The organism is Veillonella sp. AF13-2, from assembly GCF_003603295.1.
GTDB lineage: Bacteria > Bacillota > Negativicutes > Veillonellales > Veillonellaceae > Veillonella > Veillonella parvula_E.
In genome coordinates, this window is sequence record NZ_QTMT01000001.1 from 766,571 (window position 1) to 789,669 (window position 23,099).

Here is a 23,099-nt window from a genome sequence, read left to right on the forward strand (position 1 = left end):
ATCCTACAAAAAAATGACTCTACCAGTCACCACGGTGACTAATAGAGTCATTCATTATATTGACAAATCAAAACTATTTGTTCTTTATTTACTACTAAACCCATCTGGATGAGATGTATGCCAATGCCATGCATCTTTGATAACATCAGCAACATTACTAAATTTAGGATCCCAACCAAGTAAATTTTTAATTTTTTCAGAGGACGCAATTAATGTTCCTGGATCACCAGCACGGCGATCACCATATTGAACAGGAATATCGATACCTGTAACCTCTTTTGCAGTCTCGATGATTTCCTTTACAGAGAATCCATTGCCACTACCAAGATTAAATACTTGAGATTCTCCGCCTTTACGTAAGTAGTCCATAGCCAATACGTGAGCAGTTGCTAAATCATTGACATGAATATAGTCGCGTACACATGTACCATCAGCCGTATCATAATCAGTACCAAATACAGTAATATGCTCTCTTTTACCGCGAGCCGCATCTAACACAAGTGGAATCAAATGAGTTTCAGGATGATGGTCTTCTCCAATCATACCAGACGGATCTGCACCGGCCGCATTGAAATAACGCAACGCAACATATGTAGAACCATAGATAGAACTATAATCAGACAACATTTCTTCTATCATCAATTTAGTGCGACCATATACATTTGTTGGTTGCAGTTGAGCATCCTCACGAATAGGCACTACCTTTGGCTCACCATACACAGCAGCCGTACTAGAAAATACAAAATGCTTTATACCTGCGGTACGAGCAGACTCAATAAGGTGATAGGAACCAACTACATTATTTTCATAATAAATAGCTGGATTTTGCATGGATTCACCAACTTGTGAGTGAGCAGCAAAATGCATTACACCTAGGATGTTATGTTCTTTCATAATGCCTACTAGTTTAGGATCTGCAATATCCATATTGTAGAACTTTACCCCTTCAGGAATAGATTCTACATGCCCTCGAGATAAATTATCTACAATGATTGGTGTATATCCTGCTTGTTGTAAAGCACGTACAGTATGACTCCCAATATAACCAGCACCACCTGTTACTAAAATATTCATAGTTCCCCCTCATGAATTATGTACATCCTTTGCTCGAGCCAATTTGGGCCCAATGAGACGCTTATAAACCTCTACCCCTGGTTGATCAAAAGCATCAACGCCCGCAAAAATGGACTCAAAATAAACGGCCCAACAATGCATAAACATAATTTCCCCTAAATGGAATGCGTTTAATGTTGGTACAGTTATAGTCATGTTAAAACGATTGTCACTAGACAAGGCTTCTCTATTAGCATCTAAAGCAATGTTTAAAATATCACAAATGCCTACATCAGATAGAGAGTGTAAACGTTCATATTGACTATAAGAATCTGGAACAATGAGATTATGTTTCCAGTCCTTAACCTTAATAAATTGAACTACCTTATTTAGGCGCCCCTCTTGATGCTCTTGAACTTGAGCATGCATATCCATAGTACCTACTGCAGCTACTGGCGTACGGCCATATGGTAGACAAGTATTACTCATTTTTCCAAGAGATTCGGATAGGAGCTGTACATACCAATCAGATAATGAGTGGAGTGCTTCACTATAAGGCATAAACACCTCTATAATACGACCATATCGTTCAGATGCAATATATTTCAATAATGCACTTAAAAGGCCTGGATTTTTAAAAATGTCTTCTTCTTGACATGCTACATCCATAGATGCAGCACCAGCTAAAAATCCTTCAATATCAAATCCTACAAGAGCGGCCGTTACAAAACCAACTTCTGTAAATACAGAGAAACGACCACCTACGCCATAAGGAATACTATAGGTCTTCCAATTATTTTCTATCGCCATAGATCGTAAAATCGTAGGATGTTCATCATCAGATACATCTGTCACAGCTATCACTTCATAGTTAATATTACGATCTTGTAAAGCCTTCTCCAAAATCATGAAGTTAGCCATAGGTTCAATGGTAGATCCAGACTTAGAATTAATAACGAGCATCACCTTATAATCAGGACCCTTTTTCTGAGCTTGACACTCTAACGTACGAATTAGCCCTACTAAGTAATCACCATCCACATTAAAGCCTGCAAAGTACATCCTAGGATAGCCGTCGCGTTCCTCTGCACTGTAGTTATTCCAAAATGCTCCACATTGTACATCAAAAATAACTTTGCTTCCCAAATAGGAGCCCCCAATACCTACAGATACAACTGTATCAATATTATGGCGTGCATAGTCACGTAATTCGTAAAGCCGCTCTAACATATCTGGTGTATTGATACCATCTTCTGAAATATATGGAAGTTGGTAAAACAACACAGGTTCAGGTAAACCATCTTTAGAAACATGACCTCCTTCGAAGCCTGTAGAGCGCAAAATATTTGTATGACGCCATACATTTTGTATAGCTCGTTCAAAATTATTCACATCGCGTTCTTGTATGCAACTTTCATTATATATATTAGCATAATCTAACTCGAAACCTGATTGTAATCGCAACATCAAATATCTCCTTCACTGACATTTTATGTACAATATTCTTTTATTATACCATAAAAGAATGAATAAAATATTAGTTTATACAATCATTTTACCCACAAGCCATAACCGAATCCAACTGCATATACAGACCAAAGTAATGCAAAAGGAATGGCTAATTTAAATTTAAGCTTTAACGTCTTATGACGCCATAGGACCATGCCTAATAAAGCACCAACACCCCCAAAGGCAAACGCTAAAAATAATAATGTAAACTCTGAAATCCGATCATATTCATTAATGGCACATAATTTATCGTATCCGTACATACTAAATACGATAAGATTCCAGACACCTACAGTTACCCAAAATTGTGTATCACTCATATCCCCAAACCTTATTTTTCTTACTTATGATGAGCTTTAAAATATTCCAATGTCTTTTGTAAACCAGCTTCTAATGTTGTAGTGGCAATAAAACCAAAATCACGTTCAGCTTTCACATTACTTAAGCGCGAATGTTTAATATCCCCTATACGTTCATTTTCATAATAAACCATAAAATCTGTCCCACTAATAGCCCGGAATCGCGTAATCAACTCATTCACAGATGTTCCCATATTGGTAGATACATTATAAATACCTGTGCATTGACCATTTTCCATAGCCTTAATATTAGCATCTACCACATCATCTACATAAATGAAATCTCTAGTTTGCTCACCATCACCAAATACAGTTAATGGTTGCCCTTCGACAATCAAGCGGTTGAAAATACTGATAACGCCACCTTCACCGCCATCACCTTGACGTGGTCCATATACATTAGCATATCTAAAGCATACTGTATTTAATCCAAAAGCTTCATGATAAATACGCAAATAACCTTCTGCAGTAAGCTTTGTCAAGCCGTAAAAAGACGAAGGCATACCACTCAAGTCTTCAGTCAATGGCAATACTGCCAAGTCACCATATACAGCAGCTGATGAAGGCATTAAAAATTGTTCAACTTTCACTTTACGACAAGCATCGAGAACATTAATAAGTCCTATTAAATTTACATCACAGTCATAACTTGGGTTCTCCATGGAGGATTGAACCATTGTTTGCGCCGCTTCATGAAATACGATAGACGGCTTAAACTCTTCAAATACAGATAGTAATTTTGGATCTCGTACATCCATCTCAATAAATCGAGCATCTTCATGTACAAAGGAGCGCATACCTGTAGATAAATCATCTATAACGAGTACATCGTGCCCTAATTCAATTAATCTATCAACTAAATGGGACCCAATAAATCCGGCCCCACCAGTAACACATATATTCATAGCGCCCTCCCTTCTAATATCTTTAAATACCTGCACCTTGTTTTGCTAGTGCATCAGCCATTTCATTATATGTATCGCCTGTATGAGCAGCCACCTTGTGAAAGTATACTCGCACATGATTTTTTATAGAATCATAAAATGCTGAATACTCTTTGGTTAGCTCATTATTACGTTTCCATCTCTTAGTAGCCCACATTTCTATGCCCATATAATCATAGTAAAGTGAGCATTCAGAAATTCCATTATCAACAGCATATTTCATAACATGCATAGCAGCCAACAACTCGCCAGCTACATTCCAAAACGATGTATATCGTTCATCAGTAGAGGGAAAAGAAAAAGTTTTCCTCTTGCCATTCAAAAAGATAACCCCACCTGCACCAACAGTATTAGTCTCTTTATTATAACTACCATCAATATACGCAACCATATAGTTTGGAATAGTAAAATCTGGTTTCACAACACTTGCTGATACTTTACCTTGAATACTAGAACTAGAACCTATAGGCCTAGAATTTATAGATTTAAACTTCACTTCTTGTGGCAATTTAAGTTCACTCTTTTTAGCGCTCATAAAATCACTTAAAGACAAACCTGAATTCTCTACAAAAGCACGTGCTTCTACTTCTGTCGAAAATGATTTGTAGATAGCACCACCATAGCCCTTTACTTGTTTCTCACAGTCAGACCATGTAGTATAAACTCCTGGTACACGGCCCTGACGAACAGCATAAAACTTTTTTGCCATACGTCCCCCTTAATGGTCCATTGTCAGTTCAACAAATTCAGCATTTACAACAGATGCCAAATTCTTTGGATCTACCTTCATTTGCATACCGCGTAAACCTGCACTTACATATACAAACTTTTTGGGTTCCATAGTAGCATCAAAATAGGTAGGAAATGCTTTTTTCATGCCTACTGGAGAACATCCACCGCGCAAATAACCTGTAATACCTAACAAATCCTTAACATGAACAAGCTCTACAGACTTATTATGACTAACACGTGCTGCCTGTTTCATATCTAACTCTTCAGCTACAGGAATACAGAATACTACATATCCAGTTTTGTCACCTTTACCAACTAATGTTTTAAAAACTTGTTTCTCATCGAGTCTTAATGCTTCTACTACATGAAGGCCAGCGGCACGCTCTTCAGACCACTCATATTCGCTAATACTATAAGGTATCTTATGAGTATCTAAAATACGTAATGCGTTTGTTTTTTTATGTTTTTCTTTACTCATCATAACCTCCATATACTAGCATAGCAAATAAATTTAATCATTACATATTACATAATATATTTCTATAGACAAATATAATTTTTCATTACTATTTATTTACGATTTTATTAATATTTTTTAATTCAATACGCAAAGTACCATCATCATTAGTTTTTATCTCAATAAACTCACGATTTTTCATATATTTCACAGGAAATGAAATCTCAATACCTGTATCTGTTTTAATCTTATGATGCTCTCCAACCTTCGTGGCAAACTCACGATTTACTGGCAAAGGACGCAACATATCCACATCAGCTAATTCTTTCTTTGCCGCCTCTTGTTGAATAGGATTCGCTTTAAATACCTCTTCTACAATACGAACAGGATCAACGGTATCTGATACTTCTGCATTTTTAGCAATCATAGATTTAGCCGTTGTCAGTTCAATGACGCCATCAGACTCGTGCGCTTGAGCCACCTTATCTACGATAGCTTTTACCTTTCTCACCGTATCTCGCGAGGATTGATTAGTCCCTAATTGCAAAACCTTATCTGCTAGGATATAGGATACCTCACCATCAAATTCACCTTTAGGTTCAAAAACACGAACACTAAAATCATTTAGATTAATAGATGCAAAGGCCCGTAATTTTTGTGATGGCATCGGCAACACAGCCTTATGAGAAACGAGTTCTGTAGCCAATGTACCATCATCTTCACTGAATAATTGATGGGTAAAAGCATCATGAGCTTGGCACAAAAGAATACAAACATAAGGCGTATCCGTAACGGCTTCACAGATAATTGTATCAATAACAACAGAATCAGTAGCTTGTTTCATGTATGAAAATAAGCTTTCACCTAAATTCTTACATAAATCAATAAACTTAAGCTCTCCATTTTTATAATCTAATAATTGTTTACCTACAGGGCTCGCATCATGTAAGGTTCCGGTTCTAGCCCCTGGATCTTTAAAAGCCTTAACTACATGATTTGCTATATAATCTTGTATAGCTTGATCCCCAACCTTTAATTCATGTTCAGAATATACAGCTAACGAGGATGTAAAGTCGAAAATCTCTAGCGCTGCCTTATTAATCTGCATGATGCCTCCTTGTGGTACTAAAATGTTTACCCTTTATTATACCACTCTTTTAACTTTCGTTTATCAACTTTTGAACATTCCGTAAGGGGTAATATCGGAATTTCTATTATAGTTTTGGGCCACTCTACAGAAGGCCTTTCATTATGAATATGTTCTATAATTTCACCCAATTTATCCTCACCATCTAGCACCATATAAGCTACATAGTCTTCTCCTCGTATCTCATCAACAATATCAATAATAGCAACCTCGGACACACCATCTAAGGATTGTATATATGATTCCATCTCTGGGATAGAAATTTTATATCCCCCTTTATTGATTACGTCACCTTGTCGCCCATTAAACATAAGATAGCCATCGCTATCGATATATCCACAATCATTTACAGTATATGTATCGAGAATCCCTTCAATATGATATTTTGTGGTCACATAAATAACGCCATCATTCTCTGCTATCTGTATGGTTGGGAATGGTCTCCCCACCGTACCTTCTCGCTCTAGCCATTCCTTACCTGTACAATACGTTATATAGTTAAGTTCTGATGCGCCATAGTACAAGATAAACTCCATATCAGGACATATATGTTGTAACTGTTCCATTAATTGTTGATCTAGAACTTGAGATCCTGCAATGATATATTTAATAGATGATAAATTACTTTTACAGTGTCGTACCAATAATCGTAGTTTTGTTGGTAATGCATATATATGATCTACATTGTATTCCTCTATGAGCTGTATCCATCTACTAGGACGCAATGAACTCGTAGTAACAACCGTCCCGCCAGCCCATAAAGCGGCAATGACCATATTGCTAACACCTGTAAAACTAAAGCTTCCCTGTAAAAAGATTTTAACATCTTTGTTTATATGAAAAATATTATTTTGAATATCAAAAAAATCACGCCAAGACCTCTCTCGTCTCCACAAAGGTTTTGGTCGTCCCGTAGTCCCCGATGTAAGTACCCCAAAATCAGCTAATGGCGGTACACCTTCATAGGTTATAATACGAGCTAGCTCATCTACATAAACCTTATCCATCTCATTGTGACATACCATAGGAATATTACCTTTATGCAATGCCCCAAGCCACTGTGTAAGTTGTTCAACAAACGACAGTTCCTGAATTAAAAGAACCTTAGTTTTTAAATGCTCTTTAGACTGAGTAAGATTTACAATGCGGCTTGTATTATTAATATCTACCGCTAGAATAGCATCATATAGTTCACCATATGTATATTCTATATCATCTACGATTAGAGCAATTTTATGAGGCTCTAATTCTTTATACTGTTGTAAGCGTTCAATAATTGTCATATTACATGCGTTCCATAATTAAAGCCGTTCCTGTGCCCCCTGCACCAGCAATAGCGCATAAACCATAACGACCACCACAAGATTCTAAAGCAGCCATACAGTGAAGCACTAATATAGCGCCAGAACATCCATAGGGATGCCCGTAAGCTAACGCTCCACCAAACATGTTATATTTCCCAATATGATTAGGATAAGTCTTATCAAAAAGAACATCAATAATGGCAAAGGCTTCATTCCATTCCACTACGTCAATATCATCCATAGTTAAACCTGTACGTTTTAAAATAGCTTCTGTGCTTTCAAGGGCACCCTCTGGACTAAACTGAGGATTTCCTGCCCACGGCATGACGTTATGAATTTTAAAAGGCCCTTTTTCATTAGATAAATATACAAAGGCCGCTCCATCATGAGTTAAACAAGAGTTACCAGCATTTGTAATAGAATCAGCTCCCAACAAAGGTTTCATCCTAGACAAGAGTTTTTCGTTCATCGTAGGTCGAATACATTCATCTATACATCTTTTACCATCTATAGTAATAGGCATAATATATGACTGTAAATATGGGTTATCTAAAGCGGCTGATGCTCTTTGATGACTGCCAATAATATGCGGATATAAATCTTCCTTTGTTACATTGTGTTTATGAATAGTCCGCTCGGCCCCTTCGAGCATGGCTAAAGGCGATTGATCTTGGGGCGTAAATTGAGCGACCTTATAGGCACCTTCTCGGTCATCCCCAAATGCATACACCCGCTCTGGCTGTAACGACGAACTTTCAATACCGCCTGCAATAGCAGAATCCATAATACCAGACACAATATGTGCATATGCTATCTCAATACTCATCAAAGCTGAGGCACATTGCATATCAACGGTGATAGCAGGCACAGAATTTGGTAAATTACACATAAGACCCATGAGACGGCCAAGGTTACCACCAGTACCAATTGCATTACCACAGAAGATTCCATCTATATGTGAAATAGAATAACGATTAATTATTTCATCAATTACTTGAGAGCCCAAAATCTCGGGTCTCATATGTTTATATTGTCCATTTAAAACGCCGATAGGACTTCTAAGCCCACCATGAATATATACTGACATATATACTCCTTCTATTAAAAGCAAAAAAGAGGCATCCCGCAGAATGCCACTTTAATTGTATTCTAAATTTTAACTTTAGTTGCTAACCAAGAAGCAACCAGACATTTTACGATATCTCCAGGAATAAATGGGAACATGACTACAGGCAAGGCCGCCCAAAGTTCTGTTTTTGTAACAATCATAAAACCTGCTACACCAAAAAGGTACACTACAGGAATGGTAATCACAAGAGATCGCCAGGCATAAGAGAAAAAGCTTTTTTTAGAACCTTTAAATATACTTAGTAATGTATATGCAACTGGCCAAGAAAAAATAAAGCCACCTGTTGGTCCCAACAATTTGCCAAGACCAGCCGTACCGCCAACAAATACTGGTAACCCAACTGCACCAAGCAAAATATAAATGATAAATACGATAAGTGCATCCTTAGGCTGTAACAATAAGCCGATTAATGTGGCTACCAAAGTCAAAGCCGTTACCATAGCGGGACTAAATGGCAATGGGAAAGAAATATATGCTGAAATACATAATAAGGCTGTTAATAAAGCCATTTTTGTTAAACGTCTTGTTTCCATAATTACCTCTAACTAATACATCTTTGTTTCAAAGATGATGAATCTTCATTTTCACCGAAAAACGTAGCCGAAAATGCCAATGTATCACCAATGTAACCTTCTACATGAGCATCTTCAGAATATTCCACCAAAGTTACCTTGTCATCTGCAATAACTGGTGCATGAAAATAAATCGCCATTTGCAGAGCAGATTTACTAATATTCCAAAAATCCCACATCGTTTCTAAAATCATGCAGCCAGGAACAACATAAGGATTCTCACGATGGATTGGATTCGTATCATTAATATCATTTACAAATCGTATGACCTCTTCCTTAGAAAAAGATATAGCACCATCTGTTCCCTGTTGGTTTATAGTAGAACGAATGTTAAATTGTTTTGGCACTGGTCGTAAATCGACCATTAAGAAGCCAGACGTATCCATAATACCAATTGTGGTTGTTTTAGCTACTTTCGATACAATTTCACATACGGTTCTATCACTACCTGAGGAATCATAATGCATATGTTTAATAACGCTATGTCCCGGTAGGTTCAAATCATTATTACATAATGCTTTAAATAATGTTCTCATATAATCACAGTCCTTTTATTTATTCAATATCTTGATTATAATCAACATTATTTCATTCGTCAACAAAAGGCATTATTCATATGTTAACAAATATCAAATGAGTTTGAAACTATAAACAAAAAGAGCCTATGACACATATCATAGGCCCTTCACGTGGAAGTCTCATAGATTATCTATTTTAGATCCAATTCCTTTAGGTAAGCTTTAAAGCTTTCACCCAATTCTTCGTTGCGCAATGCATACTCAACAGTGGCTTTTAAATAGCCCAATTTATCCCCTGTATCGTAGCGAATACCTTCATATGCTAATGCATACGTATCCGTTTTAGAGGCTGCCAATGCATCAGTTAATTGGACTTCATTACCTACACCAGGCTTAGTAGCTTCTAAGATATTAAAAATATCTGGTGTTAAAATATAACGACCTAATACAGCGAGTTGAGATGGAGCATCCTCTTTCTTAGGTTTTTCCACCAAGTTATCAACGCGATATAAATTATCAGCCAATGCTTCACCAGATACAATACCATAAGAACTAACTTTATCTTCCGGTACAAATTGAGCGCCTAAAATAATACCAGGATGCTCATTATAGCAATCAATCAACTGTTTTAAGCATGGATTTTCTGGATTGTAAACAATATCATCACCAAGTAATACTGCAAATGGCTCATCACCAATAAATGCTTTTGCACACAATACAGCATCACCAAGTCCACGAGGTGCTTTTTGACGAATAAAGTGAACTTTAATGTCCGCCAAATCCTTGATCATAGCCAATGGTTTATTTTTACCTTGACTTTGTAATAACAATTCTAATTCAACACTACTATCAAAATGGTCCTCAATAGCACGTTTATTACGACCTGTAATAATTAGAATTTCTTCAATCCCAGAATCTAAAGCTTCTTTTACAATGTATTGGATAGCAGGTGTATCGACAATAGGAAGCATTTCTTTTGGTTGTGCCTTGGTAGCTGGTAAGAAACGTGTACCAAAACCAGCTGCTGGAATTACAGCTTTTCTAATGCGTTGCATAGTATTCTCCTAACTAAAAGTCTTTACCTACAAATTTAATTTTCCATTGATCATTTTTATTTTTATGTCCATCTTTATATGTTAAGTACATATCGAAGGAGTGTAAATCACGATGCCATGTATAATAGACAGAATCAATATCCCCACTCATCATGTTATTCTTAACACTTACAGAAATATCATCAAGGCGAGTCAATTTATAGGTACCACCATAAATAAGCTCTTTTGGAAGCTCTGTCGTATCAAAACGATAAGGTGAATTATTGTAGGTAATATTTCGTTGATTATAGCTAACCCATACATTAGCACGATTACCAACTTTAGATTGGAATCTAGCCCCCCAATAAGGCATGCTACGGATACTACCATCATAGCCATAGTAGTCACGTTGGTAACCACCTAAGAAGCGCAAATCAGCATTTTTGCCAAGCTTAATCGGATCATGAGAAACTTCTGCATAATATTCTTTATGAGAACCTTTTACAGAACCCTCTTTCCAATAACCAGCATTAATACCACCACGTACAGTAATTGGAGAATTCCCTACATGATATGTATGAGTATCCAAACGAGCTTCACCTATTTTTTCTACCCATACTGTTTCATCATTATATTCATTAGACTCCTTGCTATACCCAACAGAAGCAGTCCCCCAAGGTAAATAATGACGATATCCCACCTGAGGTTTAAAACCAGATTTAGAATACCAACGATAGTCAATATAAGCTTCACCGTTTTTACCGATAGGATATTCTGTACTACCATGTAAGCCAATACCATCATCGTTACTATACGTAGGTTTTGGTATTAAGGAAAAAATACTAAATTTGCCTTCTTTGTCATGACGCAATGAAGTCGTATAAGATGGCAAGGATAATACTTTAAAGTTTTTAATATAAAAGGATGGTTTTTTAATAACGACTTTATCACCAGGATATACCTGAATATCTTGACCCTCCACACGATAATCTGGAGTATGAACAAAAGCCATTGCATGTTTTGTAGTTACCATGCCCTTTTCCATATGGCCTATTTGTCCATCAAAAGTGGCGTTATTGCCCTTTACATAATAGGGATCGCTCCATCCCATGGCTTGGTCCGCCTCAAAGTGACGATCGCTAGTGCGATACGTCATATTTTGACCTGTAATATCTTTTGTTTTACCGCCATCTTCCAAATAGCGATAGCCCCCAACAGTACGATACTCTGTAGTTTTAGTATTACCTTCAATACGTGGAGCCATCAAAGTTTGATTACCTTGAGACACCACAACATCGCCTTGAGCATATACATCACCTGTAGAGCCAGTATAAGACATTTTGTTAGCATCGATACGTGTAGGCAACTGTTCAGCAGGAGTAGCAGATTTCGCTTTTTCACCACGACGTACAACACGGATATTACTATATTCAGGTGTAGATGCTTTAGAAATTTCTCCTGCATAGGATTGACCTACGCTATCCAATGTATCTTGATATACAATAGTTGACTCAGTAGCGGCCCATACAGGTTGTGCTAAACAAACAACACATGCCGCTGCCAGCCATTGTACTTTACGTTTCCTCATGGTTACTAGAACTCCTATTACTTTAAGAATTTGTTAATTATTGATTACGCTTTACAACAACGATAGGTTGAGAAACATTTTCTACAGGTTCTTCTGGCTCCTCAACTGCTGTAGCATCTTCAGCTACAGCTGCATTTTCATCAGTATCATTATTTTCTACATATTCTTCAGATTCACCTGTTGTATTAGGTACAGTTACAGCATCAGCTAATTCATCATCACTATGAGCTAAACCATCACCACCAATAACAAGACCTTGAATTGTTACGGAATCTTGAGGTTGTACATATACAGTAGCACCAGCTGGGTACTCAATATTTTTACCTTTGATGAAAGCGCCCCCTACAAGCCCAACAGGACCGAGTAGAACTGCGCCCGCCACAGATGCACCTGCTGCTTTAACTTCACTACGAGTTTTATCCTTAGCCTCTTTACCTTGTACAGCAGTAAATTCTGTACCATCAATAGCTGGGATTGTATCAAATGTAATATCTAACGCACCATTACGACCAAAGGAACGAGCCTTTTTCAAAGAAGTAATTGTTCCGGAACCTACAGTGCCCGCAGGTACTAATAAGACATTGCCATCCATTACATTTTCTGCAACAGTAAAGGATACAGTATCACCTTCACGACTAGTTTTAGAAGAAACCGCTTCATTTAAAGTCACTTTGAACACTTGATTACCAGACAATGTGCCTACTTGGTTAGTAAGAGACACATTGCTACCATATACCTTTGTCTTCAAAGAAATAATACGTTTTTGTAAGGAACCGCTACCAATGCGACCATTAACGCTACGTTCCATCTTTTCTACACGGTCTACAAGAGATCCTGCGTTAATGCTATTTTGATATGTATATTCCAATGCATCCATTTCTTCGCGCAAAGAGATATTAGTACCACTGCCTTCTACAGAATTGTAGAGGGAGTCAACACGTTTGCTCAATGTTGCGGAATTACCATTGAAACCAGTACCATACACGGTTTCATCAAGTTGATTAATGCGGTCCACAACAGCACCATCTTGTACAGTTCCATATACAGTAGTTTCTAAAACATTTGTTTTTTCAGTTACTGTACCAGGAGCGGCAAATGCAGTGCCTGAAATTAGGGATGCCATTAAAAGTGTAAGTACTTGTTTCTTCATAAATTCCTCCACAATGTATCTAATGTATAACTGTTATACAACAGAATAAGCACGGGCCTAAGACCGTGCTTATTCCCTGAGTCTATCAATTTATATGCTCAGTGGCCATTAAATTTTCAAATCAATAATAGCAGATACACCTACGCCTTGAACACGAGATGCACCAACTGGGTTTGTGCTATCAACAGGAACTAAGCCTTTTACACGAACCATACCATTAAAGCTACCTTCTACTTGAGCAACAGCTTTAACTTCTTCAATGCTAGAAGCAGGCCCAGTAACTTGAGCAGCACCGATATAACCTTTTGTACCAATACTGATAATAGGAACTACTTTAGTTGTATATTCAGTACTCAAGTTATTTTGTTTCAATAATTTATTTAGGAAAGAGTCAATTTGTGGACCAAATTTGTTAACAACAATGCCGATACCACCAATTTTAGCTGCACCACCAAGAATGCTGCTAAGTCCACCAGCTTGAGTTGTCAAGATACCACCAAATGCAGTTGTAGTTAAACAAATCCCTAGAACAGCTGTAATAATCTTCTTTTTCATAATAAGCCTCCTATAGATACTTATATTTTAACAAATTCTATACATAGATTCTAGTGAAAGTATAAGAACTTACACATAAAGATACTAACATAATATAGATTTTCGATGAATTCTTAATGAATTTTACGCAACTTAATTTAATGCTATCATCAATGATAAATCGTGTCAACATCTAATACGAGCTACATCTAGAAAGCTCAAAAATTGAAATAAAAAGATTAACAAAATGATATAGTTTAATTACTTTTATTAATTATAAATTTAACAAATTCGTGGAACCTGATCTTCTCCTAATAAATCAATCAAACGAACACCTCCAATAGCCGTTTGTAGACCAACCTTACCAATATTTTTATCTAAAGTTTTACCAATTAGAACAGCTTCGCTTCCCTCTTCAAAACTATGAAGAATCTTGAGAACTTCGTCCGTAACAGATGGTTCAACGATAAGAACTACTTTCCCTTCATTCGCTAAATATAAAGGGTCATACCCCAATATATTACATACTGACTGCACTTCTTCATGAATAGGTATGGCCGTTTCTTCAACTTTAATGCCTACTTGACTCTGATCAGCGATTTCTTTTAAAACGGTACCTAGGCCACCACGAGTGGGATCTCTCAACAAAGCAACTTGAGTTCCTACTTTATCTAATACTGCTTGAACCATCTTATTTAGTGGTGCACAGTCAGTTGTTAAGGAGTCAGATAAATCTAACCCAAACCGTTGCCCCATAACGGCAATGGAGTGATCTCCAATAGCACCTGACAAAATGATATCTAGCCCTGCTTTCACACGATATGGACCAATATCTATTCCATCTGGAATCATGCCAATACCAGCAGTATTAATGTAGATTTTATCTACTTCGCCCTTTTTAACGACCTTTGTATCACCTGTAACAATTTGAACATTTGCGGCTTTTGCCATTTCTGACATAGTGCGAAGAATTTCATCTAGCTCTTCAAAGGCCAAACCTTCTTCTAAAATAAGACCACAACTTAAATATTGAGGTATCGCGCCATTCATGGCTAAATCATTCACAGTTCCACAAACAGCCAACTTGCCAATATTACCACCAGGAAAGAACGCAGGTTGCACCACATAAGAATCTGTAGAGAAGGCCATGCGCCCGGCTGTAACAGGAAACTGGGCACCATCGTGTAGGGGCGCCAATAAATCATTTGTAAAATATTTCAAAATAAAACGGTCCGTCAACTCATGACTAAATCGTCCACCATTACCATGGACTAAGCGAACTCGTTCCATATTAATCCTCCCACGTCGATCCACCACTAGAATAACCATATTTATACCATGCAGCACAGCTACCCTCTACAGATACCATACAGGCACCCACCGGATGATCTGCGGTACAGCTTTTACCAAATAACGGACATTCACTCGGTTTAATAAGGCCTTGCAAAACACGTCCACATTGACAGCCTTTAGGATCAAGGGATGGTTTATCTAAGTTAATAGGAAGGACAAGCTCTACATCATAAGCTGCATACTCACCCTTTAATGCTAAACCAGAGTTAGGAATCACACCAATACCACGCCATACATCATCGCATACTTCATATACTTCCTCGATCATAGCTTGGGCTACAGGGTTTCCCTTCTGCATAACTACAGAATGATACGTATTGCCCACCACAATATTACCAGACTCACGTTGCTCTAAAATATTAGCTATGGCAGACAATATTTCTAAGCCATCAAAGCCAGCGATACAAGATGGAATACCGTATTCTTTGGGCAAAAATCGGTATGGTTCTTCACCAATAATAACACTCACATGGCCAGGTAAAATAAATCCATCGATATGACCTTCTTGTTTATCTAATAGTGCACGCAATGCTGGAGGCACTAATTTATGAGATACTAAGAAGAATACATTCTTAAGTCCTGCTGCGTGAACGGCTTTCACAGTAGCACATATAATCGCAATAGTCGTTTCAAAGCCAATAGCTAAGAATATTATTTTCTTTTCTGGATATTTTTTGCTAAGTTCTATTACCTCTAAAGGCGTATAAATAACATGGATATGAGCTCCTTTTGTTTGAGCTTCATTGAGACTACTATAGCTACCTGGAACCTTTAACATATCCCCAAAGGTAGCAATAATAACATCCTCACGTTCTGCATAGGCTAAAGCCTTATCCATATAGGTTTGATCAGTTACACATACTGGACATCCTGGTCCACTAACAAGTTCTATGCCACTTGGCAATAATTGACGAAGACCTTCTCGGAAAATCGATACTGTATGCGTACCACAAACCTCCATAAGCCGCACAGTTTCACCGGGCTTATGAAGCGCATTGATGCGCCTTAACAAAGCATCAGCTGTGTGCTGCTTTTCCTGCAAAGTAAGCTTCTTCAAGTTCTTCTAACTCCTTAAAGGCCTCTAATGTTTTTTGAGCCTCTTCTTCATCAACAATTTGTACAGCAAAACCTGCATGAACTAACAACCAGTCCCCGACCTTTGCATCTGGTACGAGGAGCAAGCTGCAGTCACGGGTAGCACCTGTCAATTCAACGGTACCAATAGCATCATTCACAGCAATCAATTGCGCTGGTACAGCTAAGCACATATTATCTCCTTATCTATATCATTTATAACAAGTTTTATATACATTTACTTCAATAAAACAGCTCCGAAATATATGAATAAAATTAATATTATTGTATCACAGTTACACTCATTATTTAGTGATAGTGTGCACAAACAACTAGAACTTAAACTAGCTATGGCACTCACATAGATTAAACAATATTCAGGACATTACTAAATAAATTTATCTAAGAATAAGAGCTATATGACAATTTATAATTGATTTCCTAACCACAGTTGTCCTAAAGCAAGTCCACCATCATTAGAGGGAACCGCTTCATTCATATATAAATTACCTATATGCCACGTCTTATATATAAATTCTAATAGTTTACGATTTTGAAATACACCACCAGACATAGCCACATCACTAATATTATATCGCTCCATCAAGTCTGCAGCCGTTTCGCATAGTGCTATTGCCATTGTTTTATGAAATGAAGCGGCTAAATGAGCTCGACATTCACCACGAACAACGCCATCCATAATAGATTGAACTGTAGGTGTAAAATCAAGAATATGTCCGTCATAATTGTAAGCAAGTAGTGATCCTTTTTCATCACCACATAGAGTTTCTAAGGAAATGGCAATTTGTGCATCATAACTATGCACCATACCAAGACCTAATAAAGCACCTACAGTATCAAATAATCGCCCACAGCTTGTAGCTTGAATCATGGGCATCGTAGATTGTAATGCTTTATCTAAAATTTCCCATCCCTTTGGAAGTTCTTTCATCCATTCTTGATATACAAAAGGGATATCATCGCCATAATAATTACGAATATACCATAAGGCTTGTCGCCAGGGTTCAGAAACAGCCTTTTCTCCACCAGGCAATGGAGCCGCATGAATATGTGCCAATCTCTGATATTGATTGCCTTTACAAAGGAGAAATTCTCCCCCCCATATAGTCCCATCTGGTCCATAGCCAGTACCATCCATAGCAATTCCTAGTACCAGCCCCCTTAAATTGTGTTCTGCCATAACAGACGCTATATGAGCATGATGATGCTGAACAGGTATTACAGAAAGATGGAAACTTTCACCTATTCTTTCACCTAACCGAGAAGAGAAAAACTGGGGATGACTATCTATAATAATCTTTTCTGGTTGTATAGAAAATAAATTTTTATATCGTTCAATGGTCCATTCTAAGGTTTTATGAGTAGATGCATTCTCTAAATCTCCAATATGGGGTCCTACAAGAACTTCACTACCTTTATTCACAGCAAACGCATTTTTCAAATCACTGCCCATAGCTAATATCGAAGTTTGTTCTAAACCGTCACAATGAATTGGCTCAGGTACATAGCCACGACTGCGACGAATAAATCGAGGTTTATTATTGATGACCACCACCACAGAATCATCAAGAGGAGCATAGATTTCACGATTATGAACGAGGAAATAGTCTGCTACCTCACCTAGTTCATTAAACGCTTGGTCGTCGTTATATAATACGGAATCACCACTTCTGTTACCACTGGTCATAACCCAAGCTGCATCAGAGGGCAATAACACCTCATGCATCGGTGAATAAGGCAACATCACACCCAACATATGATTGTCAGGTGCAACGTGAGGACTTAACCGAACAGAACTATTATGATTTCTTTCTAATAACACAATAGGACGTTCCATCCCCGTTAATACATCTAGTTCTACATCGTTAATATGTACTAACTCAATCGCCATATCTAGAGATCCCACCATTATTGCTAATGGTTTATGCGGTCTATTCTTCCGCTTACGTAATCGTTGTACAGCAGCATCATTTCTAGCATCGCAAACAAGATGATACCCTCCTACACCTTTTATGGCGATAATATTACCTTCATTGATCAATTCCCGCGTAGTATTCCATACATTTACCATATCTACAGCCATGCGATTTGGCTTGTATAAAGTATAACGAGGTCCACAATAAGAGCATGCATTTGGTTCAGCTCTATAACGACGCCCCTCTATATCTTCATATTCAGCCTTACAATCTTTACACATGGGGAACTCATTCATCGTCGTCCGTTCCCGATCATAAGGCAAAGATTTGATTATCGTATACCTTGGTCCGCAATTTGTACAATTGATGAAAGGATATTCCTTTCTACGTTTATCTTGTTGTAACTCTTTAAGGCAATCATTACAAGGCGCAGTATCAGCACTAATAAAGGTACTCACGGATTCACCTAAAGGGGATGCCTGCACAACAAAATCACTTTCATGCATATTAAGTGTAAGATGCTGTACAGTTTGACTAGTAATACGACATAAACGAGGTTGCTCCTCTTGAACAGCATCTAAAAATAACTGCAATTCACCTAAAAAACCTTGAACTTCAACATACACGCCTTGACTATCATTATATACAAAACCTGTTAATCCTAGAGAATGGGCCAACATAGAAACAAGGGGTCGGAATCCGACCCCTTGAACTATACCGGTATAGCGAATTCCCCAGCGTTCTGTAGTTTGATTACTATTTTGTTTCATATAAACTCCTACTATACTCGGAGAATCAAATGTAATTAACCTAATGCAACAGGAATACTGCCATCAATACCAGCTTGTTCTAATTCGGCTTGAATCATGATAGCACATTCAATACGTTTCTTCTGTAAACGACAACCAAATTCATAAGGTGTCTCTAGATCGCCACCTAATGTAATGTTGTTAGCATGACAGCCACCGGAACAGAAGAATTTCGCCCAACATTCAGCACAAATTGGCTTAGAGAATACATGTGTATTGCGGAAATCTTTAGGAATCTCTGTATTTTGTAAACCATCATACACATTACCAAGCACGTATCCATCTTTGCCTACAAATTGATGGCATGGATAAATATCACCATTTGGTACAATCGCCATATATTCATGACCTGCCCCACAACCGCGAAGGCGTTTCGCCATACATGGCCCACGATATAAATCCATGCGGAAGTGGAAGAAGTTAAACTTCTCACCCCAGCCTTCTAACTGGCGTTGTAAATAAATATCTGCTAGTTTTTCATATTCTTTCTCTAAAGCTGGCCAATCTTCTTCACGAAGTACATAGTCCCCTTCTTCACCGACAACAGGCTCCATGGACAAATGCTCAAAGCCAAGATCAGACATTGCCATAACGTCTTTAGTAAAGTCTAAGTTTTTATGTGTATACGTACCACGTACATAGTATTCAAGACCGTGACGCTGTTTTACAGCATTGACAAGATTCTTTGCAATATATTTATAGGATTCAGCACCACTACCCGCTACAGGTCGCATCGCATTATGAACGGATTCACGACCATCCAAAGATAATACAAGACTCATCTTATGCTCATTCACATAATCAATTTTATCTTGTGTTAAAAGCATACCATTCGTGGTCAATGTAAGTTTGAAGATTTTGTTGTGCTTTTCTTGAATAGATTCAATGTATTCAACCGTTTGTTTAACTACATCCCAGTTCAATAATGGCTCGCCACCAAAGAAATCAATCTCACAATGTTGACGAGATCCACTCATTTTAATAAGAAAATCCACAGCCCGTTTTGCTACATCAAAGCTCATTAATTCTCGTTTAACACCGCCGTAATCACCTTGACTAGCAAAGCAATATTTGCATGCTAAGTTACAATCATGAGCAATATTTAAGCATAATGCCTTAACAATAGGTTTCTCACCTACTACAAGTTTAAACTCTTTACTCATCGGCGCAAATAATTGCTCCGCTTTGATGAGCTCATCTAACTCGTCCATAATCTCATCTAGTTCTACTGCATCTTCTTTAGCATCTAACGCAGCATGTACAGCATCGCGATTAGTGCCATCATATATGTCAAGAACTCTATCGATGAGTTCGTCGATAACATGGATAATACCGCTATTCACGTCTAAGCAGTAATAGTTATCCTTCATCCGAAACTTATGGATCATTGGTTTTAATTCTAACATGGTACCTCCAATTAATTTGTATGGTAAAAGCCCTAGTATATAGAACTTTCTAGATAATTGTACCACATTTCCACACTAAACGTTATAAAAAGAGTCATAAAGATATACCATACAATGTATGTCTTTAAAACATAAATAAAAAAGGCCCGCTAAGCGAGCCTCTTCATTATTTTTGTTTGCAAACTTGGTTACCAACTGTGCAGCTTGTTTTACAAGCGGATTGGCAAGATGTTTGACATTCCCCACAACCGCCAGTTTTAGCAGTTTTTTGTAAGGATTCAGTGTTGATAGTACGAATACGTTTAGCCATGATTATCCTCCTCAATACTTATCGAATGATATTTATTTTATCATATTTATAAAAAGCCTGTAAAATACTATTTCGTTATATTTTCGTCTACAACTTCAACTTATTTAGTTTCTACCGCTTCAGTTTCTGTTAATTGAGGATCTGCAACTTTTACTTCTGTTATAGCTTCACCTTTAGTTTTCTTAGGAGCATCTTTGCGCAAGACTTTACGTAATGCCATTGCCACTGGTGTTACAATTACAGCAGCAAAAACGGCTTCTGGAATACCATGTGTAACAGACAAGAATACGACAGAGCCTAATACTTGATCTGGACTAAGATTCATTTTAAGAGCAAACATATCTGCATAGAGTAAGAAGATTAATCCCATAACCATGATTGTATGGAATACGGTCCCCATAAAAGCAGAAACAATAATACGTGGACCTTGCGGTGCTTTCCACAATAATAGATATACCAAATATGCTAATACTGGGAAAAGTATACGTGGTAATACGGAAATAATTGGATTAATAAATAGTGGGGATAAAATATTAGGAGCTGTAATATTTTGCCACAAACTATAGCAACCAAAGATAAAGCCTACAAAGGCTCCCACTTTTGGTCCTTCTACAATAGCACCAATTAGAGTTGGTACGTGTAAAGTTGTTACATTTAGCGGACCTAATGGAATAATACCATATCCAGAAAGGCCTAATGCAATAGTGATACCGGCTAGTAAACCAATAATCGTCAATTCTCGAATCGTAATGCCACTTTTCTTCTCTTTTTTGGCTTCTTTACGTTCAACTTGCTTCAGTTTTTCATTGTCGTGGATTGATACAGTTGAGTTATCATCCAATGGACGTTCAATGTTGTTCATAGATCCTCCTTCGCTCTCATTCCTTACGGATATAAGTCGAAACTAGAAATTAAATACGTTCACGGCATCGTGAAATAATACCACGCTCTACCAATGCACCTATAATCACTGCTACACCTGTCACACCAGCTTCTAATAAAGCTGGAGTTACAAACACTAGTGGATTACCTTGGTACGTTGGAAAAACGGTGGGAACTAAAGATAAAATAAATTCTGGAATATAACCACCATACAAAATATGAGCGTTCATAGCAAGCCATATACCTGCAGTAATAATGATACGCAACAAACGTACACCCTTATATGCTAAATCTCTTGGATACAAATAGAATACAAAGACCAATAAAGAAACTAGTAATAATACAAGTTCAGCAAATAATATATTTACATTCATAGATGATGCATACATAAAATATACCATCGGATCCTGTAAATCTATATATAGGATTGAGCCAATATACAAGAATGGAATCGGTATAGTATAGACAATTATATCTAATGCTTCATCAATCATACCCCATCGATGAGTACGATTGAAAAACTTTGTAGCTAATAAGCCACATAGCTCAATAAGAACTTGAACGATAAAATATACTACAAATAAAAGTAGTACTTTTGCTAATCCATTATCTACATTAAAGCTAAATGGTGTATGAAGAAACGAAAATACCGTCCACCAAGCCCAACTATAAGCATGATAGCCCATGCTTAGCGGTAAATCATCGTTAAACTTGGCATTCTTTAGTCGTCGCACCATAATTGGTATGACTAGCGACAAAACGGGGAACACTAAAATGGGTATTGATAGTGCCCCACTTAATGAAAGTACTGTCGTAATAGCACTTACAAAAAGTGAACAAATTAACGTAAATAACCAAAAACTTTTATTCATTACGGTCTCCCACCAATCGAGTTAAGCCATAAGCTATAATCAAGCTAAATGTGACACTAAAATACATAGCTAATAAAAAGGCTATATCACGACCTACTGTTGGCCATCCCCACAACATGGATAAATCAATACCTAAGAAAATTCCTTTATAGCTGATACCGTGAACGACAACCCAGCTCACTACATAAGCGATACGACTTATAGATTTACCCTCACCAAAGGTACTGCTTTTAAATGATAAATAGGCCCAAGGCATACACAAGGATAACAACAAATACCATACTAGTGCTACTGTCGCACTCGATCCATTATGAATCATATATGCAATAATGGGAATTACCACAATAAATAGATTCAAATAGAAGGAGCGTCTGCAAATATCTATCAAAATGTTCATATAAATCTCCTACGATATGTAATCTCCTT

The 23,099-nt window shown here is 37.4% G+C and carries 24 protein-coding genes; all 24 read right to left on the minus strand.

Features of this window, described 5'->3' with window-relative positions:
• Positions 1–84: 84 nt before the first annotated feature.
• Positions 85–1,074 (minus strand): UDP-glucose 4-epimerase GalE, encoded by a 990-nt coding sequence (gene galE, locus DWV85_RS03630; protein WP_004693359.1) that lies wholly within the window; start codon positions 1,072–1,074, stop codon positions 85–87.
• 9 nt (positions 1,075–1,083) lie between these two features.
• Complete coding sequence (locus DWV85_RS03635) at positions 1,084–2,520, minus strand: glucose-6-phosphate isomerase (RefSeq protein ID WP_123138044.1); 1,437 nt, start codon at positions 2,518–2,520, stop codon at positions 1,084–1,086.
• 83 nt (positions 2,521–2,603) lie between these two features.
• Complete coding sequence (locus DWV85_RS03640) at positions 2,604–2,882, minus strand: DUF1294 domain-containing protein (protein ID WP_120054621.1); 279 nt, start codon at positions 2,880–2,882, stop codon at positions 2,604–2,606.
• 20 nt (positions 2,883–2,902) lie between these two features.
• Entirely contained in the window at positions 2,903–3,826 is a 924-nt protein-coding gene (locus tag DWV85_RS03645) for an NAD-dependent epimerase/dehydratase family protein (RefSeq protein WP_008600611.1), read from the minus strand.
• Between the two features lie 22 nt (positions 3,827–3,848).
• Entirely contained in the window at positions 3,849–4,574 is a 726-nt protein-coding gene (locus tag DWV85_RS03650; RefSeq protein ID WP_021147963.1) for a ribonuclease H family protein, read from the minus strand.
• A 9-nt stretch (positions 4,575–4,583) separates the two neighbouring features.
• Positions 4,584–5,075, minus strand: coding sequence for a Cys-tRNA(Pro) deacylase (gene ybaK / locus DWV85_RS03655; protein WP_021147962.1), 492 nt, complete (start codon positions 5,073–5,075; stop codon positions 4,584–4,586).
• Between the two features lie 88 nt (positions 5,076–5,163).
• The gene (locus DWV85_RS03660) at positions 5,164–6,162 is read right to left on the minus strand and encodes a nucleoid-associated protein (RefSeq protein WP_123138045.1); all 999 of its coding nucleotides are present in this window, start codon (positions 6,160–6,162) and stop codon (positions 5,164–5,166) included.
• Positions 6,163–6,188: 26 nt separating this feature from the next.
• A complete protein-coding gene (locus DWV85_RS03665) occupies positions 6,189–7,484 on the minus strand; it encodes an AMP-binding protein (RefSeq protein WP_123138046.1) in 1,296 nt (431 codons plus the stop codon).
• 1 nt (position 7,485) lies between these two features.
• Positions 7,486–8,592 carry an acetyl-CoA C-acyltransferase gene (locus DWV85_RS03670; RefSeq protein ID WP_123138047.1) on the minus strand — a complete coding sequence of 369 codons (1,107 nt, stop codon included), beginning with the start codon at positions 8,590–8,592 and terminating at the stop codon, positions 7,486–7,488.
• A gap of 62 nt (positions 8,593–8,654) precedes the next feature.
• A complete protein-coding gene (locus DWV85_RS03675; RefSeq protein WP_004693338.1) occupies positions 8,655–9,167 on the minus strand; it encodes a biotin transporter BioY in 513 nt (170 codons plus the stop codon).
• Positions 9,168–9,175: 8 nt separating this feature from the next.
• Positions 9,176–9,742, minus strand: coding sequence for a hypothetical protein (locus tag DWV85_RS03680; protein ID WP_123138048.1), 567 nt, complete (start codon positions 9,740–9,742; stop codon positions 9,176–9,178).
• 173 nt (positions 9,743–9,915) lie between these two features.
• On the minus strand, positions 9,916–10,779 hold the full coding sequence (galU, locus tag DWV85_RS03685; protein WP_060918985.1) for a UTP--glucose-1-phosphate uridylyltransferase GalU: 864 nt from the start codon (positions 10,777–10,779) through the stop codon (positions 9,916–9,918).
• A 13-nt stretch (positions 10,780–10,792) separates the two neighbouring features.
• On the minus strand, positions 10,793–12,346 hold the full coding sequence (locus DWV85_RS03690) for an organic solvent tolerance protein OstA (RefSeq protein WP_008600604.1): 1,554 nt from the start codon (positions 12,344–12,346) through the stop codon (positions 10,793–10,795).
• 37 nt (positions 12,347–12,383) lie between these two features.
• Complete coding sequence (locus tag DWV85_RS03695; RefSeq protein ID WP_004693331.1) at positions 12,384–13,496, minus strand: hypothetical protein; 1,113 nt, start codon at positions 13,494–13,496, stop codon at positions 12,384–12,386.
• A gap of 108 nt (positions 13,497–13,604) precedes the next feature.
• On the minus strand, positions 13,605–14,051 hold the full coding sequence (locus DWV85_RS03700) for a hypothetical protein (protein WP_004693328.1): 447 nt from the start codon (positions 14,049–14,051) through the stop codon (positions 13,605–13,607).
• Positions 14,052–14,312: 261 nt separating this feature from the next.
• Entirely contained in the window at positions 14,313–15,320 is a 1,008-nt protein-coding gene (gene hypE, locus DWV85_RS03705) for a hydrogenase expression/formation protein HypE (protein WP_123138049.1), read from the minus strand.
• Position 15,321: 1 nt separating this feature from the next.
• Positions 15,322–16,440 (minus strand): hydrogenase formation protein HypD, encoded by a 1,119-nt coding sequence (gene hypD, locus DWV85_RS03710; protein WP_008713626.1) that lies wholly within the window; start codon positions 16,438–16,440, stop codon positions 15,322–15,324.
• A complete protein-coding gene (locus DWV85_RS03715; protein ID WP_004693324.1) occupies positions 16,400–16,651 on the minus strand; it encodes a HypC/HybG/HupF family hydrogenase formation chaperone in 252 nt (83 codons plus the stop codon). The genes hypD and DWV85_RS03715 overlap by 41 nt, the downstream gene beginning before the upstream one ends.
• 233 nt (positions 16,652–16,884) lie before the next feature.
• Positions 16,885–19,164 carry a carbamoyltransferase HypF gene (hypF, locus tag DWV85_RS03720; protein ID WP_008600598.1) on the minus strand — a complete coding sequence of 760 codons (2,280 nt, stop codon included), beginning with the start codon at positions 19,162–19,164 and terminating at the stop codon, positions 16,885–16,887.
• Between the two features lie 35 nt (positions 19,165–19,199).
• Positions 19,200–20,609, minus strand: a complete 1,410-nt coding sequence (scfB, locus tag DWV85_RS03725; protein ID WP_039964878.1) for a thioether cross-link-forming SCIFF peptide maturase — start codon at positions 20,607–20,609, stop codon at positions 19,200–19,202.
• Positions 20,610–20,775: 166 nt separating this feature from the next.
• Complete coding sequence (gene scfA / locus DWV85_RS03730) at positions 20,776–20,919, minus strand: six-cysteine ranthipeptide SCIFF (protein ID WP_004693318.1); 144 nt, start codon at positions 20,917–20,919, stop codon at positions 20,776–20,778.
• Positions 20,920–21,019: 100 nt separating this feature from the next.
• Positions 21,020–21,781 carry an ECF transporter S component gene (locus tag DWV85_RS03735; RefSeq protein ID WP_039964875.1) on the minus strand — a complete coding sequence of 254 codons (762 nt, stop codon included), beginning with the start codon at positions 21,779–21,781 and terminating at the stop codon, positions 21,020–21,022.
• Positions 21,782–21,830: 49 nt separating this feature from the next.
• Entirely contained in the window at positions 21,831–22,673 is an 843-nt protein-coding gene (locus DWV85_RS03740; RefSeq protein WP_008600577.1) for a hypothetical protein, read from the minus strand.
• On the minus strand, positions 22,666–23,070 hold the full coding sequence (locus tag DWV85_RS03745) for a hypothetical protein (RefSeq protein ID WP_008600576.1): 405 nt from the start codon (positions 23,068–23,070) through the stop codon (positions 22,666–22,668). Before DWV85_RS03745 ends, DWV85_RS03740 begins: the two co-directional genes overlap by 8 nt.
• Positions 23,071–23,099 lie beyond the last annotated feature (29 nt).